The sequence below is a fragment of the Lachnoanaerobaculum sanguinis genome, from assembly GCF_033242365.1.
Classification (GTDB): domain Bacteria; phylum Bacillota; class Clostridia; order Lachnospirales; family Lachnospiraceae; genus Lachnoanaerobaculum; species Lachnoanaerobaculum sanguinis.
Genome location: NZ_BTHK01000003.1, coordinates 133,993 through 150,459 on the forward strand (window position 1 = coordinate 133,993; position 16,467 = coordinate 150,459).

General features: G+C 37.5%; 19 protein-coding genes. 4 read left to right on the forward strand and 15 right to left on the reverse strand.

The genetic code is table 11. From position 1 onward, the window contains the following. Position 1: 1 nt before the first annotated feature. The 7 genes from SBH76_RS03050 to SBH76_RS03080 all read right to left on the reverse strand — a co-directional run bounded on the left by SBH76_RS03050 (position 2) and on the right by SBH76_RS03080 (position 5,797). Positions 2 to 649, reverse strand: a complete 648-nt coding sequence (locus SBH76_RS03050) for an O-methyltransferase (protein WP_007593695.1) — start codon at positions 647 to 649, stop codon at positions 2 to 4. Then, positions 633 to 1,034, reverse strand: coding sequence for an endolytic transglycosylase MltG (locus SBH76_RS03055; RefSeq protein WP_007593697.1), 402 nt, complete (start codon positions 1,032 to 1,034; stop codon positions 633 to 635). Before SBH76_RS03055 ends, SBH76_RS03050 begins: the two co-directional genes overlap by 17 nt. Positions 1,035 to 1,037: 3 nt before the next feature. Continuing rightward, a complete protein-coding gene (locus SBH76_RS03060; protein WP_314098787.1) occupies positions 1,038 to 3,167 on the reverse strand; it encodes a ribonuclease J in 2,130 nt (709 codons plus the stop codon). Between the two features lie 59 nt (positions 3,168 to 3,226). Continuing rightward, positions 3,227 to 3,496, reverse strand: a complete 270-nt coding sequence (locus SBH76_RS03065; protein ID WP_290648963.1) for a DUF1292 domain-containing protein — start codon at positions 3,494 to 3,496, stop codon at positions 3,227 to 3,229. After that, positions 3,486 to 3,902, reverse strand: a complete 417-nt coding sequence (gene ruvX / locus SBH76_RS03070) for a Holliday junction resolvase RuvX (RefSeq protein WP_198006715.1) — start codon at positions 3,900 to 3,902, stop codon at positions 3,486 to 3,488. The genes SBH76_RS03065 and ruvX overlap by 11 nt, the downstream gene beginning before the upstream one ends. 167 nt (positions 3,903 to 4,069) lie before the next feature. After that, entirely contained in the window at positions 4,070 to 4,327 is a 258-nt protein-coding gene (locus SBH76_RS03075; protein WP_007593705.1) for an IreB family regulatory phosphoprotein, read from the reverse strand. A 96-nt stretch (positions 4,328 to 4,423) separates the two neighbouring features. Then, positions 4,424 to 5,797, reverse strand: coding sequence for a MiaB/RimO family radical SAM methylthiotransferase (locus SBH76_RS03080; protein WP_317976731.1), 1,374 nt, complete (start codon positions 5,795 to 5,797; stop codon positions 4,424 to 4,426). A gap of 134 nt (positions 5,798 to 5,931) precedes the next feature. Between SBH76_RS03080 and SBH76_RS03085 the strand changes: the two genes are divergently transcribed. Next, a complete protein-coding gene (locus SBH76_RS03085; RefSeq protein ID WP_009663127.1) occupies positions 5,932 to 6,165 on the forward strand; it encodes an HPr family phosphocarrier protein in 234 nt (77 codons plus the stop codon). A gap of 45 nt (positions 6,166 to 6,210) precedes the next feature. On the opposite strand, the gene thiI is transcribed toward SBH76_RS03085, so the two are convergent. The 8 genes from thiI to SBH76_RS03125 form a co-directional block, all read right to left on the reverse strand. Next, positions 6,211 to 7,395 carry a tRNA uracil 4-sulfurtransferase ThiI gene (gene thiI / locus SBH76_RS03090; RefSeq protein ID WP_009662997.1) on the reverse strand — a complete coding sequence of 395 codons (1,185 nt, stop codon included), beginning with the start codon at positions 7,393 to 7,395 and terminating at the stop codon, positions 6,211 to 6,213. Then, positions 7,395 to 8,549, reverse strand: a complete 1,155-nt coding sequence (locus tag SBH76_RS03095) for a cysteine desulfurase family protein (RefSeq protein ID WP_317976732.1) — start codon at positions 8,547 to 8,549, stop codon at positions 7,395 to 7,397. The genes thiI and SBH76_RS03095 overlap by 1 nt, the downstream gene beginning before the upstream one ends. Next, complete coding sequence (locus SBH76_RS03100; protein ID WP_317976733.1) at positions 8,550 to 9,287, reverse strand: 16S rRNA (uracil(1498)-N(3))-methyltransferase; 738 nt, start codon at positions 9,285 to 9,287, stop codon at positions 8,550 to 8,552. Beyond that, the gene (gene prmA, locus SBH76_RS03105; protein ID WP_317976734.1) at positions 9,288 to 10,253 is read right to left on the reverse strand and encodes a 50S ribosomal protein L11 methyltransferase; all 966 of its coding nucleotides are present in this window, start codon (positions 10,251 to 10,253) and stop codon (positions 9,288 to 9,290) included. A 316-nt stretch (positions 10,254 to 10,569) separates the two neighbouring features. Further along, positions 10,570 to 10,749, reverse strand: coding sequence for a 50S ribosomal protein L32 (rpmF, locus tag SBH76_RS03110; RefSeq protein ID WP_007593730.1), 180 nt, complete (start codon positions 10,747 to 10,749; stop codon positions 10,570 to 10,572). A gap of 69 nt (positions 10,750 to 10,818) precedes the next feature. After that, on the reverse strand, positions 10,819 to 12,021 hold the full coding sequence (locus tag SBH76_RS03115; protein WP_317976735.1) for an acetate/propionate family kinase: 1,203 nt from the start codon (positions 12,019 to 12,021) through the stop codon (positions 10,819 to 10,821). 24 nt (positions 12,022 to 12,045) lie between these two features. Continuing rightward, entirely contained in the window at positions 12,046 to 13,047 is a 1,002-nt protein-coding gene (pta, locus tag SBH76_RS03120; protein WP_009663088.1) for a phosphate acetyltransferase, read from the reverse strand. 182 nt (positions 13,048 to 13,229) lie between these two features. Further along, positions 13,230 to 13,880, reverse strand: a complete 651-nt coding sequence (locus tag SBH76_RS03125; protein WP_317976736.1) for a YesL family protein — start codon at positions 13,878 to 13,880, stop codon at positions 13,230 to 13,232. Between the two features lie 181 nt (positions 13,881 to 14,061). Here SBH76_RS03125 and SBH76_RS03130 point away from each other — a divergent pair, with 181 nt between their 5' ends. The 3 genes from SBH76_RS03130 to SBH76_RS03140 are packed head-to-tail and all read left to right on the forward strand — an operon-like array spanning position 14,062 to position 16,407. Further along, positions 14,062 to 14,751, forward strand: a complete 690-nt coding sequence (locus SBH76_RS03130; RefSeq protein WP_317976737.1) for a GntR family transcriptional regulator — start codon at positions 14,062 to 14,064, stop codon at positions 14,749 to 14,751. A gap of 10 nt (positions 14,752 to 14,761) precedes the next feature. Further along, positions 14,762 to 15,604, forward strand: coding sequence for a 5-dehydro-4-deoxy-D-glucuronate isomerase (gene kduI, locus SBH76_RS03135; protein WP_317976738.1), 843 nt, complete (start codon positions 14,762 to 14,764; stop codon positions 15,602 to 15,604). Next, the gene (locus SBH76_RS03140) at positions 15,604 to 16,407 is read left to right on the forward strand and encodes a gluconate 5-dehydrogenase (protein ID WP_317976739.1); all 804 of its coding nucleotides are present in this window, start codon (positions 15,604 to 15,606) and stop codon (positions 16,405 to 16,407) included. The genes kduI and SBH76_RS03140 overlap by 1 nt, the downstream gene beginning before the upstream one ends. The last annotated feature ends 60 nt before the right edge of the window (positions 16,408 to 16,467 follow it).

The window sequence follows — 16,467 nt, forward strand, 5'->3', positions numbered from 1 at the left end:
TTTACCTCCTACTTCTGCTAAGTAAAACTCCATCTCCTATTGAAAATATCCATGACTCCAAATCTTCATCATGTAAAAGAAGATAAATATAATCTCTCATTCTCTTATGTATGGTCTTATCTCTTTTTCTTATTGCAAAGGAAGACTCTAACAAGTCTCCCTCCTGCAAACAATTATCCGAAAAAATTATTCCCTTATCCTTCAAAAGAGCTTTCACCGTTGGCAACCATGTAATATACTGTGCCTTTGCCGCATCCATGAAAATAAAATCAAATTTTTTATTTTCATTTACAAGCCTTTCCAGTATTTCCCCGGCATCACCCTCAATGATTTTCGCTCTGTCTTCCAGATTAGCATACTTAATATTTTTTTTAGCTTCTTCCACTCTCTCAGGCATTTTTTCAACAGTTACTATATCCGCATCGGAGTTTTCCAGCATAATTATGGCTGAATACCCGACAGCACAACCTATCTCCAAAATCGACTTGGGATTTTGCATTTTCAAAACAAATTTCAAAAGATTTTCAGTGTCTCTTTTTATTATCGGAATATAGTTTTCCTTTGCAACAGACCTTATTTCCTCTACAGTCTGTGAATTGACGGGAGAAATAATATCCAAATATTCCAAAACCTTAAGATTTGTTATCATTTACATTATTCTCCAAAACTCCGTCATCAATCATCTCAAGCATCTGTCTTGTTGTCTGTGATGTGTTAAATGTATAATCCCCTGCATGCATTCTGATTTCAAAAAACTTTGCCTGTATCTTAAAGGAAAACTTATTTTCTATGACACCCTTATCATAAAGTATATCGGCAAGTTCATCAAAATTCATACCGTCCGTTATATTCACCTGAACATTGTTGCCCGGTGGTGAATCCACACTTGAGGCATAGAATACACTATGTCCGAAATTATAGGCAAAAGGTATACCTGCTATCAATCCCAGTATCATAATATACATGATTAATCTTCCGAAAAAAGATGCAACTCTTCTCTTTGTTTTCCTTTTTGATGTAGTTTCTTTGCTCATTTACTAATGTATCTCCATTATTATTGGCAATATTACAGGATTTCTCTTCATCCTCTTCCACAAAAACTCGCTTAAAGAATCTCTTACAACATTCTTTATCTTTGACCAATCTGTGATTCTGGCATGAAGACAATCCGCCACAGCCTCTCTGACAACTGCGCTTGCCTCGTTCATCAAATCTGTAGACTCTCTTACATATACAAAGCCCCTTGAAACTATGTCGGGACCTGATAAAAGTCTGTTTGTTCCATGTTCAAGACTCATTGCCACTATTATTATACCATTTTGTGACAAGCTTTGCCTATCACGAAGCACAATATTTCCTACATCACCTACTCCAAGTCCGTCTACAAAGACTCCGCCGGCCTCTACATGACCTGTTATCTTACATGAATCCTCACTAAGTTCGACCACATCACCGCTTGACATGATAAGTACATTCTCACTTGGGATTCCAACAGCCTCTGCAAGTCCTTTTCCTGCCATAAGATGTCTGTATTCACCGTGCACAGGCAGTGCAAACTTAGGCTTTAAAAGTGAATACATAAGCTTTATCTCTTCCTGACATGCGTGACCCGATACATGAGTATCCTGGAAGATAACCTCTGCACCCTTCATTGAAAGCTCATTTATAACCTTTGATACGGCCTTTTCATTTCCCGGAATAGGGGTTGAACTCATTATAATAACATCTTCCGGTACAATCTCCACTTTTCTGTGGATTGATGAAGCCATTCTTGAAAGAGCCGCCATGGACTCACCCTGACTTCCTGTTGTAATAATTACAGTCTTTTCAAGCGGATAGTCCTTTAAATGATCTATATCTATAAGTGTTCCTTCAGGAATATCAATATAACCAAGCTCTGCGGCGGTTCCGATAACATTTACCATGCTTCGTCCCTCCACCACCACTTTTCTGTCATACTTGTATGCCGTATTTATTATCTGCTGCACTCTGTCCACATTTGATGCAAAGGTGGCAACTATTATTCTGCTGTCTCTATGCTCGGCAAATATCAAATCAAAAGTCTTTCCGACCGTTCTCTCAGACATGGTAAATCCGGGTCTTGTAGCATTGGTAGAATCCGAAAGCATCGCAAGACATCCCGCCTTACCGATTTCGGCCATTCTTCCAAGATCTGCCGGATCTCCGAATACAGGTGTATAGTCAACCTTAAAGTCTCCGGTGTGGAATATTGTACCTGCCGGTGTAAATATGGCAAGAGATGCCGCATCGGCAATAGAGTGATTTGTCTTTACAAACTCCACCTTAAAGTCGCCAAGACTTACAGTATCACCGTATTTAACTATATGAAGCTTTGCGGTATCATCAATTTGATGCTCTTTAAGTTTCTTTTCAATCAAGGCACAGGTCAGCCTTGTACCGTATACAGGTACATTGAGCTGCTTTAATATATAAGGTAGGGCACCGATATGATCCTCATGGCCGTGAGTTATACAAAATCCCTTTACTTTAAGATAGTTGTCCTTTAAATATGTGATATCCGGAATTACAAGATCTATTCCCAGCATATCATCACTTGGGAATGCCAGTCCGCAATCCACAACCATAATACTGTCATCATATTCAAAAGCAGTGATATTCATACCTATCTGTTCAAGTCCTCCAAGCGGTATGATTTTCACCTTTTTATTTGACTTTTTAGCGGCTCTGCCTCTTCTCTTTTTATTTGTATTTTCCATCAAAATACTTGATACCTGCTCTGCCAAAGAAGGTACATTCTTATCTGCAGGTCCTACATATCTTGCCTTATTTTTCTTTGTATCTGAACTCTGACTCTCATTTAAGACCACATCCTCTTTGGTACTCTCTACAGGCTTTACTCTTTTACTTGCAGTCTTTTTTGTCTGCTTTTTTTCAGCCGGTTTATTTTCTTCCGAATCTTTTGATCCGTTTTCAGACTTTTTATCTTTTTCAGAACTCTTTTTTTGTCCTGTAGTCTTTTTTGTGACCTGCTCATGCTTTAATCTTGCATTTACAGTTCTTTCCTTCTTAACTTTCTTTTCCGGTGCACTATCACCCATCTCATTTGCACTTGCCTCACTTAACTCCTTGCTTTCCTGCATTATTCTTTGCATATTAAGCAACGGATTCTTCTCATTCTCGTTCAACTTTTATTCCTTTCCGATTTATACTTATATTCACATAATGATTACCGAACAAAGGTAAATCATTTTATAATTTCAACATCATCATCCATCATATTTTGAAAGATTTCAAATACCGCATCCAGTTCCTTCTCATCCTCTACAAAAATATAATTGGCCTCTTCATCGTCCATTTCTGAAATATCTTTCATAATATAGCAGTCTCCGCTTTCATCATCCGGACTGTCTGTAACCAGTATATAACTTACACCGTTTAACTTGGTTTCATCTATAATTGTAAAATCGATATTTTCTCCGTCTTCCGTAACAAAATGTATACTGTTATTGTCCATTTTCTTTCTCCATATATTCTTTCAAAATTATACTTGCCGCCACCTGATCTATAAACTGTTTTCTGTCCTGCTTTTTTACACCTGATTCGTCAAGTATTTCATCCGCTTCTTTTGTTGTAAGTCTTTCATCCTGCATAATGATGGGCACATCAACTCTTGACTTTAACTTCTCTACAAATTCCAAAGTAAGAGCTACTCTTTCTCCGCTTCCCCCATCCATATTTACAGGCAAACCCACCACTATTTTCTTTATATCTTTCTCTTTAACAATCTCGGCTATTCTTGCCAGAGATCTTCTGAGTTTATTTTCCGCATTTCGTTCTATGGTTTCAAAAGGCTGTGCGGTAAGTCCCAATGCGTCGCTTATAGCCACACCTATAGTCTTTGAACCATAATCAAGTCCCATGATTCTTTCTTTCAAATTCACCTCTAAATTCAATATATAAAAAGAAGTCTACCGGCAAAGCAAACTTCTTCATACATCTTATCTCATACTTTTAAATATGTTTTGTTGTATGACCCAGCCCCAGAAGGTCCATCACGCGGCTTGATGAGATTTTATCTCAAAAAAGTTCAGCTAAGATTCTTTTCAATATAGCTTTTTAATAACTCTTCGACTATCTCATCACGCTCTACTTTCATGATAAGACTTCTTGCACTCTTATGACTCGTGATATATGTCGGATCTCCTGACATCACATAGCCAACAATCTGATTCAACGGATTGTATCCTTTTTCTGTCATAGCTTCATACACAAGCTTTAACACTTCATTCACATCCATTTTATTTTCTTGTACTGCCCTAAAATATTGTGTATTCTGAACATCCATACCGTCACGCTTCCTTTTCTAATAATATTGATTTTATACGATTACAGGTTATAATGCAATATTATTTTTTCTTATTAAAAAATAAAGAATTAATATCTATGATTTCTCAAGCAATAAAATATCGTCTGTAAGAAAATCAACTATCCTACCGCTTACTATATCATTAGTCTTTAAATCACTGTTTAAAACAGCAACTTTCACATATTCCTTTGTATAACCTGTAAAATATTCTACTCCGTCTTTTATGAAAATCTCCTCACAAAGCAGCTCATCTTCTCTTCCAATCCTTGAAGCTCTAAACTCCCTTTGATTTTTAAGATTGATTTCATTTAAAATGTTTGCTCTCTGTGCTTTCTCATTTCCGTCCACCTGCGGCATATTTGCCGCCTTTGTACCTTCTCTTATGGAATAAGGGAATATATGTGTCTCATAGAATTTCACCTTTTCCACAAAAGCTTTACTCTCTTCAAAGTCCTTCTTTGTTTCTCCCGGAAATCCCACAATAATATCTGTGGTAATCGCAGGTGAATCAAAATATTTCCTTATAAGTTTTACACCCTCATAAAACTCATCGGCAGTGTACTTTCTGTTCATACTTTTTAAAGTCTTATCACAACCGCTTTGTAAACTCAAATGAAAATGAGGACAAAACTTATCTATTTTGCTGAGACTTTTAATAAAGTTTTCCTGTATAATCCTAGGCTCCAAAGAACCTATACGCACTCTCTCTATTCCCTCTATATTCGCAATATTTTCTATCAGACAAAGAAGCTCATTCTTGGTAACAAACTCCTCATCGCTTTCCTCTGTCTTTGTGAGTTTTTCCATTCTCTTATTATAGGACTCATCCAAAAAGTCCACACCATAGGACGAAAGATGTATACCTGTAAGAACAATTTCCTTATATCCGGAAGCTGAGAGGCTTTTCACCTCATCAATTATATTTTCCATCTTTCTGCTTCTTACCCTGCCTCTGGTAAAGGGGATAATACAGTATGAGCAAAACTGATTACATCCGTCCTGAACTTTTATAAAAGCTCTGGTATGATCGTTTATTTTGCTTATATTAAATTCCTCATATTCAGTCTCTTTATTTATATCAATGATGAATTTATTCTTTATTTTATCCTGTAAATATTCGTTTATAATATTTACAATATCATTCTTATTATTGTTTCCTACTATTATATCAATACTCAGATCTTCATCTATCTTATTTTTTGCAGACTCCACATAGCATCCTGCCGCCACAACTATAGCATCTTCGTTCATCTTTCTGGCTCGATGAAGCATTTGTCTTGATTTTCTGTCTGCAATATTTGTAACGGAGCAGGTATTTACAATATAAACATCCGCTCTTTCTGTGAACTCGACACATCTATAGCCTGCAGACTCCATAAGCTGCTGCATTGCCTCTGTCTCATATGTATTTACTTTGCAGCCAAGTGTATGAAACGCAACAGTTTTCATAAAAAACCTTTCTAACTTATCAAATGTCATTGACTTTACTTAAAAATTTATATAGGATATACATAGATTTAAATGTGCAAATACCTGAAAGTATCTGTTGCATTTATCGCAATATTTTTTTCATGGAGGATTATATGAAAACAGTTCAAATTTCCCTTAATTCTATTGACAAAGTAAAGTCATTTGTAAATGACTTAGCTAAGTACGATGTAGACTTTGACTTGGTTTCAGGAAGATATGTTATAGATGCAAAATCAATAATGGGTATCTTCAGCTTGGATTTGTCAAAGCCGATCGATCTTAACATTCACGCAGAGGATAATGTAGAGCAGATACTTGAGGCACTCTCTCCATATATCATCAAATAATTTATTTTTTAATTCCGGCAGGATCACCTGCCGGAATTTTTTATTTCAGGCTTTCACCAAGATTCTTTCCTTTGTTTCCATGGCCTTTTCCATAAGCTCATCTATGATTCCTTCAAGCTTTTCTTCAGACCTTTCTATATTTTCCAAAACAGGTTTTGTCACCGGATGCTTTGCCACAAATATAGTACAGCAGTCCTCATAAGGCTGTATAGATGTCTCATAAGTACCTATTTTTTCTGAAATTTCTACTATTTCCTGCTTATCAAAGCCTATCAGAGGCCTGAATACAGGCAAAGAGGCCGCCGCATCTGTAGTAAGCAATGACTGTATTGTCTGAGAAGCCACCTGTCCTATACTCTCACCTGTAATAAGAGCCTGATCGCCGTTTTCTACAGCAATTCTTTCGGCTATCTTCATCATATATCTTCTCATAATGATAGTAAGCTCATCATGTGGACAATGCTCATATATTGCAAGCTGTATATCCGTAAAGTTTATTATATGTAAATTTACCGGACCGGTATATTTTGAAACCAACTCTGCAAGCTCTATAACCTTTCTCTTGGCTCTCTCTGAAGTATAAGGCGGTGCATGGAAGTATACAGCCTCCACTCTTACTCCTCTTTTTGCAATCATATATCCGGCAACCGGTGAATCTATACCGCCCGAAAGAAGGAGCATTGCACTTCCGTTTGTACCTATGGGCATTCCGCCCGGTCCCGGTATTTCAACCGAATATATATTTATATATGTTCTTATCTCAACCTTTATAAGTACATCAGGCTTTCTTACATTAACCTTCATCTGTGGAAATGCATTTAAAATCACCTCTCCGAGTTCCGCATTGATGCTCTCTGATGTTCCGGGGAAACTCTTATCGGCTCTTCTTGTATCTACCTTGAAAGTAAAGTTCTTGTCAGGATACACCGCATCCACATACTCAACCACCTTTACTTTCAGGTTTTCATAATCCTTTGATTCTATTCTGACCATCGGACAAATGCCGACTATACCGAATACCTTGCTGAGTCTGTCGATTGCTTCCTCATAATCATAATCGCCATCCATGTCCACATAGATTCTTCCAAGCTCCTTGGATACATTAAACTTTCCTTCTACTTCTTTTAAGGCGGTTCTTATCTGTTTCATAAGGGCATCCTCAAACATATATCTGTTTTTACCCTTTACGCCTATCTCACCGTATTTAATTAAAAATGATTTGTACTTCATTATTTCCTCACAAATTTTCTAAGAAGCGGCAAAAGTTCCTTTAAGTTCTTTATGAAATAATCAGCCTCTTCCTTATTGTTAAGCTCCGACAAAGAGATTCTTATAGTAGCGTCCAAAAGATCGTCCCTTATACCTATAGCCTTTAATGTACCTGATATACCCGGATGATTTGATGAACATGCGGAACCGCTTGAAACATAGATTCCTCTGTCTTCCAAAGCGTGCAGTAAAACTTCCGCACGAATATCCTCAAATGATACGCTTATAACTTGAGGTGCAAAATTTTCACCCCTGCCTGTATTTAATACCGCACCTTCTAATTTTTCAAGCTCATCCATCAGATAGTATTTCAAATCCGATATTTTATTTATTCTCTCATCAAAATTTTCATAGGCTTCTTTTGCGGCAACTCCCATTCCGGCAATTCCGGTAGTGTTTAGCGTTCCGCTTCTCATGCCTCTTTGATGTCCGCCTCCAAGGATTATCGGATTTATCTTTACATTGCTGTCAATGTATAAAAATCCCACACCCTTCGGTCCGTGAAACTTATGGCCTGATGCTGAAAGCATATCAATACCCTGTGATTTAGGATTTATTCTAAGCTTTGTATAAGCCTGTATGGCATCCACATGAAATAATATATCTTTATTCTTAGCCTTTATTATCCTTGAAATTTCTTCTACAGGTTCTATGGCTCCTATCTCATTATTTACATACATTACGGAAACCAAAACCGTGTCATCTCTGAGAGTTGACTTTAATAATTCAAGGTCCACCTGTCCTTCAGAGTTTACAGGAAGTACTGAAAGTTCAAATCCCTGTTCCGTCAAAAATTCAGCAGGTCTGTATACCGCTGGATGCTCTATTCCCGATATTATTATATGCTTTCCGTATCTTTTCCTGCTCATGGCTCCACCGATAAGCGCCATATTATTGGATTCCGTACCGCCTGAAGTAAAGATAATCTCGCCTTTTTTTACTTTTAAAGTCTTAGCTATAATATCCGCCGCATCCTTTACATAGCTTTCAGCTTCCACACCCTTTATATGCTTGCCGCTTGTATTGGCATAATCATCCCTCATGGTCTTAAGCATTATTTCTATGGCTTTTTCGCTTACCTTTGTAGATGCCGAGTTGTCAAAATATACGTCCATCTATTCATCTTCCAATCTGATCATTATATTACTGAGTAATGCAAGTCCGGCTGTTTCTGTTCTTAATATTCTTTTACCTAGTGTAATGACTTCAAAGCCGGAGTTTTTTATCCTTTCAACTTCCGCCTCTTCAAATCCTCCCTCAGGTCCGATAAATACAACAATATCCTTCGTTTTATCCATACCGTCCAGTATTTTTCTGGTCTTATCTATTCCGTCCGCATTCTCATAGGGTATTAATTTTACACCAAAATCCTTTACAATTTCAAGTGCATTATCTATAGACATGGGCTCATATACTTTCGGTATAATACTTCTCTTTGACTGCTTGGCGGCACTCTCTGCAATGGCATTCCATCTGCTTACTTTAGCATCTGCCTTCTTTTCATCTATCTTTACAACGACTCTCTTGGTCTTTACAGGTATTATCTCATTCACACCAAGTTCAACCGCCTTTTGTATTATCATCTCCAGTTTATCAGATTTCGGAATCCCCTGAAGCAAGGTAATATTTACAGGCAATTCTCTTTGTTCCATACTCTCAAGTACTTTAAGGTTCACCCTGTCAGTCTCTATATCAACTATTTTACAAAGATAATCCCAGTCCCCTTTGACACTGATAAGAAGTTCCTCTTCCGGTTTCATTCTGAGAACATTTACTATATGATTGACATCACTACCTTCTATATACGCATTTTCTCCGTTTATCTGCTCCTCAGATACAAAAAAATGATACATTTATCCCCTCTTTTTTGCTACTATACTTACCCATTCGCCAAGGTGATTTATTTCAAGTATTTCAAAATCCTCACTCTTTTTAAAGGCAAGCACTACATCGGCTTCCTTTGTATCTATTATTCCCGATGTAATAAATATTCCGCCTTTTCTCATATGCTTTGCTACAGTCTTTATAAGTTCTATTATAACAGGAGCCAAAATATTGGCCGTCACAATATCAAACTTTTCATAGCCTGCCAGCTCCATTATATTTTCATCTGTCAGAATATCTCCACATACCGCTACAAACTCCGTCATTCCTATTTCATTGCTGATCATATTTTCCATAACCGCATCTATAGCCATATCATCCAGATCGGTTCCGAATACACATTCGGCTCCAAGCTTAAGTGCGGCAATTCCAAGGATTCCGCTTCCTGTACCTACATCAAGCACCTTGGCTTCAGGCTTTGTCTTTAGATACTTTTCAAGTGCCAATATACATAGCTTTGTAGTCTCATGTGCTCCCGTACCGAATGCGGTTCCCGGATCTATCTGTATCAAAGTCTTATACTTTGCATCCTCAGGTATCTCTTCCCATGTAGGCTTTATAAGGATATCTCCAACATAAAAAGGCTTAAAATACTGTTTCCAGTTGTTTATCCAGTCTTTATCCTCGGTCTCGGACTTTGTAAGCACGCCGTCTCCTATATCGCAAAACTCTTTAAGTTCTTCCAATGTATTATGGATATCTTCCAAAAGCTTTGTATTGTCGGCTTCCGAATCCAGATAAAAGCTTACCTTTGCTATTCCTTCATCCTCAGGTAGCTCCGGCAAAATATCTATAAACATTCCCTTAGTTTCTTCTGCAGTTAAAGGTACATTGTCTTCTATTTCAATACCTTCCACACCTATATCCCCAAGTGATGCGCTCAAAATATCCACCGCATCGGTCTTTGTAATAAGAGTATACTTCTCCCACTTCATATAATTACTCCTACCTTATATTATGGTTGTATTATTATGGTTGCAGCTTACCGTTTCACAATCCTTGTAGCGTTTAGCTGTGCGCAAAAAGCGAGACAGGATTCAGCAGCCGAGGACCTGTCTGAGTGCAGTTCGCTGCTTTTCAAGCGAATAAACGAGTTCCGCAGGCTGCGTAAAATCCTGCGAAGCTTTTAAGCATAGCTGCGTTTAGGATTGTGAAACATAAGCTGTTAACTTTATATATAATAGAATAACAGGGTCACCACGAAGTGGCAACCCTGTTATTCCAATCAGTAAAACTTATAGATACTAACTATTAGTCTACTGTTACTATTTCACGCTTGTTATATGAACCACATGCCTTACAAACTCTATGAGGAAGCATTAACTCTCCGCACTTTGGACATTTTACAAGACTTGTAGCTGACATCTTCCAGTTAGCTCTTCTCTTATCTCTTCTACCACGAGATGTTTTATTCTTTGGACAAATTGACATTCTTTCACCTCCTTATCTCGAGTCACAAAACTTTAATAATTATAATAGCAAAGGTTTTACTTGTCAATATTATTTTTTAGCCAGTCTGTAAGTATCTCTTGCTATAGCCAACTCCTCATTTGTAGGCATCAACATAATCTTAACCTTTGAGTCAGGTGTTGAAATCATAGTTCTCTTACCACGAACATTGTTTGCTTCTTCATCAACCTTTGCGCCGATGAATCCCAAAGAATTTCCTACTATCTGTCTTGTAATCTTATCATTCTCTCCTACACCTGCAGTAAAGCAAAGAGCATCAACTCCACCCATAGCGGCTACATAAGCACCTACATACTTTATAATTCTATATCTGAACGCCTCAAGTGCAACTTTTGCAAGATTATTTCCGTCAGCCTCAGCATTCTCGATATCTCTGAAGTCTGATGATACTCCGCCGCTCATTCCGAGAACACCTGATTTCTTGTTAAGTATATCAAGCACCTCATCTACACTCTTGTTCTCTTTCTTGCAAATATACTGTACTATAGCAGGATCGATATCTCCCGATCTTGTACCCATGATAAGTCCTTCAAGCGGTGTAAGACCCATTGATGAATCTATACACTTACCTCCTACAGATGCTGAAATTGAAGCACCGTTTCCAAGGTGACATACAATAACTCTTGCTGTATCCTTGTCAAGACCTGCAAACTTAATAGCCTCCTGTGATACATACATATGGCTTGTACCGTGGAATCCGTATCTTCTGATATGGTAGTTCTCATAGTACTCGTTTGGAATGGCATACTTATATGCTTTCTCAGGCATGCTCATACCGAATGATGTATCAAATGCCGCTACATTAGGAACACCCGGCATAGCCTTTTCTACAGCTTCAATACCCATAAGGTTTGCAGGATTATGAAGCGGTGCAAGATCTGAATACTTATCAATATCCTTCTTCACCTCATCTGTGATAACTACAGATTCAGGATATTTTACTCCACCCTGTACAACTCTGTGTCCGATAGCATAAATCTCGCTTGCATCCTTTATTACACCATGATCTTTATCTGTAAGAGCTTCAAGTACCAAAGCAATAGCCTCTGTATGATTCTTTACATCCTTTTCAATCTTAAACTTTTCTCTTCCTTCAGGCTCATGTGTAAGCTTTGATCCCGGAATTGCAATTCTCTCAAACAATCCCTTTGCCAATACCTCTTCGTTTTCCATATTAATAAGCTGATACTTTAATGATGAACTTCCGCAATTTATAACCAATACATTTTTCATAATGAACCACACCTCTTTTTTTTATTATTTATCTTCACCGGCAGCCTGAATTGCTGTGATTGCCACTACACCTACTATATCCTCATAAGAACATCCTCTTGAAAGATCGTTTACAGGCTTTGCAATACCCTGACACATAGGTCCGTAAGCATTTGCCTTTGCAAGTCTTTGAACAAGCTTATATCCGATATTTGCCGCATCAAGATCAGGGAATACAAGTACATTAGCATGTCCTGCAACCTTTGAACCCGGTGCCTTGCTCTCTCCTACTTCAGGAACCAAAGCTGCATCAAGCTGAAGCTCACCGTCAAGGCAAAGATCAGGCGCAAGCTCTTTTGCGATTCTTGTAGCCTCAACAACCTTTGTTACATCGTCATGCTTTGCGCTACCCTTTGATGAGTGGCTAAGCATTGCAACTCTAGGCTCTTTTCCTACAAGGAACTTGAAGCTCTCTGCTGATGAAAGTGCAATAGATGCAAGCTTTTCAGGATCCGGATTTTGCTCTATAGAACAGTCTGCAAATACAAATACACCGTTCTCACCGAATTCACAGTTTGGAACTTCCATTACAAAGAATCCCGAAACAAGCTTTGCACCCGGCTTAGTCTTTATTATCTGTAATGCAGGTCTAAGTGTATTAGCTGTTGAATGACAGGCACCGCTTACAAGTCCGTCCGCATCTCCCGCCTTAAGCATAAGACATCCGTAAGTAGTATAGTCGCTTAACATTTGCTTTCTTGCATCTTCATGAGTAAGTCCCTTTGACTTTCTAAGCTCTACGAAGAGATCCTCATATTCTTTAGTTTTCTCATAAGTATTTGGATCGATTATTGTTGCTCCTGTGATATCACAACCCTTAGAATACTCTTCCACTTCCTGCGGAGTACCTATTATTATCAGGTTTGCCAAACCGTCCTTAAGAATTACCTCAGCAGCCTGATAGATTCTCTTATCCATTGACTCAGGTAAGATTATGGTTTTCTTATTCTCTCTTGCTCTTTTTTTCAGTTGATCCATCATTGACATATGATATATCCCTTTCCATTCTTACAGCATATAGCTAAATTTCTATCCTGTGCTTGTTTGCACATAAAAAGCTCCTAAGAGCTCATATATATAATAGTATAGTAAAAAGAAAGCAACAATACAAGCACTATGACAGGTTAATAAAATAACAAACTGTCTAAAAATAAGTACAATCTTTTTTCTTATTCATTATTCTCATCAATATATTTATCAAAGATCATGTTAAACTGGCTTGCCTGGAACAGTGAAATTCCTGAACCCAATACAAAAATAAGCATTGACATCACTCCCGGCATCCTCATGATAAGGATATATACTGCGGCAAGTATCAAAACACTTCCTGCAAGTATTATTATCGTTCTTATAAGGTGTTTTACAGACATAAAAAGCGCCAGCTTAAATGTCTGCTTTATCGGATTGATAAATTTTGCCTGTATCGGAAATATGTATGTAAATATAAACAGCCAAAGCAAAATCAAAAAGCAGGTAATTGTAAATATAATCATTTTTAACACTGTATTTTCTATAGGTGAATAGAAGCTGAAAAATCTGATATCAAACAAAAGAATTCCGCCCACAAATGCCATTATCACCCATATAATTGTTGACTGCAAAAGATTATCCTTGAAACTGTGAAAGAACATTGATAATACTCCACCGCTGTCACGATCTCTTGCTATCTTCATTGTGCAGTAATACATTGCCGTAGTTGATGCACCAAATGTCACTATAGGAAGTGAACATAATACCCAAAGCAAATTCAGGATAAACAGATCCCATATTCTTCCTATAAATCTCCATATAGGATTGTCATAATTAAAAAGTCCGCCCATATATTTCTCCTTGTCAAAATCATTTTAAGTATTTATTTTTCATCTTTTTCTTGGATACAAGTTGTTTTTAATCTTGGATACAAGTTTTCGATTGACTTATTAAAATCTCTGTTATATCATGGTCTTATAAGCCAGTTAATCATAGCATAAAATATTACTTGCATACAAGATTTATTTGTATATGAAAGGGGGGCATATAAGTATTTCTACCATTCAAAATATATATTCGGAAATAGAAAATGATATATTGATGCTTAAACTTAAGCCCGGGCAACTTATAAGCGAAAACAGCCTTTGCACTAAATATAATGTTTCAAGGACACCTGTACGCTCTGTACTTTCAAGACTTGCAGGCTCGGGACTTGTCGATATAGTGCCAAAGAGCGGTTCAAGAGTATCCATGATCAATATGGAAATAGTTAAACAAATCATATATGAACGATTTGCACTGGAAAGTATGGTACTAAAAGATTACATAGCTATTGCTACAGACAGTGATTTAGAAAAACTTGAAAAGACTGTTATCCGGCTGACTAAAAGCTATGAAAATACCAAAAGCTTTAAACCTGATAAATTCAAAGCGATAGATCTGTCCATGCATGAATTATGGTATAAGAAAACCGGGCATACCTATCTGTGGGAGCAGATAAGAAAATCCGATTCCAATTACACCAGATTTTGCATGTTGGATATGCTGGAATGTGAAAATTATGAGCATGTAATTCTTGAGCACAGACAGATGTATGAGGTGATCAAAAACAGAGATACCTCTAAAATAGAGGAAATAGTTAAAAAGCATCTTTATGGCGGTATTGAGAGAATCAATGCGGCTTTCAGTAATAAATTTGATGAAATGTTTATAGCATATTAAAGGAGAATTTATGGATATTCGTTATTCAGCAAACCAAAGAGACTTTAAATTTTACACCACAGATGAGATAAGAGATGAATTCCTTATTCAGGACCTTTATCAGGAAGATAAGGTAGTTGCCGTATATTCACATGTGGACAGAATGGTAACTTTAGGATGTATGCCTGTAAATGAGACCGTTTCCATAGATAAGGGAATTGATGTATGGTCAAACTTCGGTACAAAGTATTTCCTTGAAAGAAGAGAAATCGGTATTTTCAATATAGGAGGCAAGGGTGAAATTGTAGCGGATGATGAAACCTTTACACTTGATTATAAAGATTGTCTCTATATTACAAAGGGTACAAAGAATGTTACATTCAGAAGTTTTGACAAAAGCAATCCTGCAAAGTTTTATATGGTAAGTGCTCCTGCACATATTTCATATAAGACCACTTTCATATCAATCAAAGATGCGGCAAAGAAGCCGCTGGGTGACAATAAGACTGCAAACAAGAGAGTTATCAACCAGTTTATTCATCCTGATGTACTTCAGACTGCGCAGCTTTCAATGGGTATGACAGTTCTTGATGAGGGTAATGTATGGAATACCATGCCTGCACATACTCATGAAAGAAGAATGGAAGTATATATGTACTTTGAAGTTCCAAATGACAATGTTATCTTCCACCTTATGGGCGAGCCTAATGAAACAAGACATATTGTAATGCACAATGAAGAAGCCGTTATTTCACCTTCTTGGAGTATACATTCTGCTGCAGGTACATCAAACTATACCTTTATTTGGGCAATGGGTGGCGAAAATCAGGCATTTGACGATATGGATGTTATAAAGAATGAGGATTTGAGATAATGGAAAATATTTTAAACAGCTTTAGACTTGACGGAAAAATCGCACTTGTTACAGGTGCATCTCATGGTATAGGCTTTGCAATGGCAAAGGCACTTTCAGATGCCGGTGCGACTATAATATTTAACAGCAGTTCAGAGGACGGGCTGAAAAAAGGTCTTGAGTCATATAATAAAGAAAATATAAAAGCTCACGGTTATGTATGTGATGTAACCGATGAGGACGATGTAAAAAAGATGGTAGCCGATATTGAAAAGAATATCGGTGAAATTGATATTTTAATAAACAATGCCGGAATCATAAAAAGAATTCCTATGACCGATATGAGTGTGGATGAGTTTAACTCTGTTATAGATGTGGACCTTATAGCACCTTTTATTATGGCAAAGGCTGTTTTACCGGGTATGGTAAAAAGAAGAAGCGGTAAGATCATAAATATCTGCTCCATGATGAGTGAGCTTGGAAGAGAAACTGTAAGCGCCTATGCGGCGGCAAAGGGCGGTTTAAAGATGCTTACAAAAAATATTGCTTCCGAATACGGACAGTACAATATTCAATGCAACGGTATAGGACCCGGATATATTGCAACCTCACAGACTGCTCCTCTTCGTGAAGTACAGCCTGACGGAAGCAAACATCCTTTTGACTCATTTATACTTGCAAAGACACCTGCAAACAGATGGGGAGACCCTGCTGACCTTGCAGGCCCTGTAGTATTCCTCTCATCCCACGCATCCGATTTTGTAAACGGACATATACTCTATGTGGACGGCGGAATACTTGCTTATATAGGAAAACAACCTTAAAACATGGTGAGGGGCTGTCAATTCCGACAGCCCCTTTATTATTTAAATTAATTATAGATT

Excerpts from the sequence above, each read along its gene's own strand:
- SBH76_RS03140 (WP_317976739.1), top strand. The coding sequence starts at position 15,604 with ATGGAAAATATTTTAAACAGCTTTAGACTTGACGGAAAAATCGCACTT.
- SBH76_RS03130 (WP_317976737.1), top strand. The coding sequence starts at position 14,062 with ATGAAAGGGGGGCATATAAGTATTTCTACCATTCAAAATATATATTCG.
- ruvX (WP_198006715.1), bottom strand. The coding sequence starts at position 3,902 with ATGGGACTTGATTATGGTTCAAAGACTATAGGTGTGGCTATAAGCGAC.
- SBH76_RS03055 (WP_007593697.1), bottom strand. The coding sequence starts at position 1,034 with ATGAGCAAAGAAACTACATCAAAAAGGAAAACAAAGAGAAGAGTTGCA.
- SBH76_RS03095 (WP_317976732.1), bottom strand. The coding sequence starts at position 8,549 with ATGGACGTATATTTTGACAACTCGGCATCTACAAAGGTAAGCGAAAAA.
- SBH76_RS03080 (WP_317976731.1), bottom strand. The coding sequence starts at position 5,797 with ATGAAAACTGTTGCGTTTCATACACTTGGCTGCAAAGTAAATACATAT.
- thiI (WP_009662997.1), bottom strand. The coding sequence starts at position 7,395 with ATGAAGTACAAATCATTTTTAATTAAATACGGTGAGATAGGCGTAAAG.
- SBH76_RS03100 (WP_317976733.1), bottom strand. The coding sequence starts at position 9,287 with ATGTATCATTTTTTTGTATCTGAGGAGCAGATAAACGGAGAAAATGCG.
- SBH76_RS03085 (WP_009663127.1), top strand. The coding sequence starts at position 5,932 with ATGAAAACAGTTCAAATTTCCCTTAATTCTATTGACAAAGTAAAGTCA.
- pta (WP_009663088.1), bottom strand. The coding sequence starts at position 13,047 with ATGTCAATGATGGATCAACTGAAAAAAAGAGCAAGAGAGAATAAGAAA.
- SBH76_RS03115 (WP_317976735.1), bottom strand. The coding sequence starts at position 12,021 with ATGAAAAATGTATTGGTTATAAATTGCGGAAGTTCATCATTAAAGTAT.
- rpmF (WP_007593730.1), bottom strand. The coding sequence starts at position 10,749 with ATGTCAATTTGTCCAAAGAATAAAACATCTCGTGGTAGAAGAGATAAG.
- SBH76_RS03050 (WP_007593695.1), bottom strand. The coding sequence starts at position 649 with ATGATAACAAATCTTAAGGTTTTGGAATATTTGGATATTATTTCTCCC.
- SBH76_RS03065 (WP_290648963.1), bottom strand. The coding sequence starts at position 3,496 with ATGGACAATAACAGTATACATTTTGTTACGGAAGACGGAGAAAATATC.
- SBH76_RS03075 (WP_007593705.1), bottom strand. The coding sequence starts at position 4,327 with ATGGATGTTCAGAATACACAATATTTTAGGGCAGTACAAGAAAATAAA.
- prmA (WP_317976734.1), bottom strand. The coding sequence starts at position 10,253 with ATGAAGTGGGAGAAGTATACTCTTATTACAAAGACCGATGCGGTGGAT.
- kduI (WP_317976738.1), top strand. The coding sequence starts at position 14,762 with ATGGATATTCGTTATTCAGCAAACCAAAGAGACTTTAAATTTTACACC.
- SBH76_RS03125 (WP_317976736.1), bottom strand. The coding sequence starts at position 13,880 with ATGGGCGGACTTTTTAATTATGACAATCCTATATGGAGATTTATAGGA.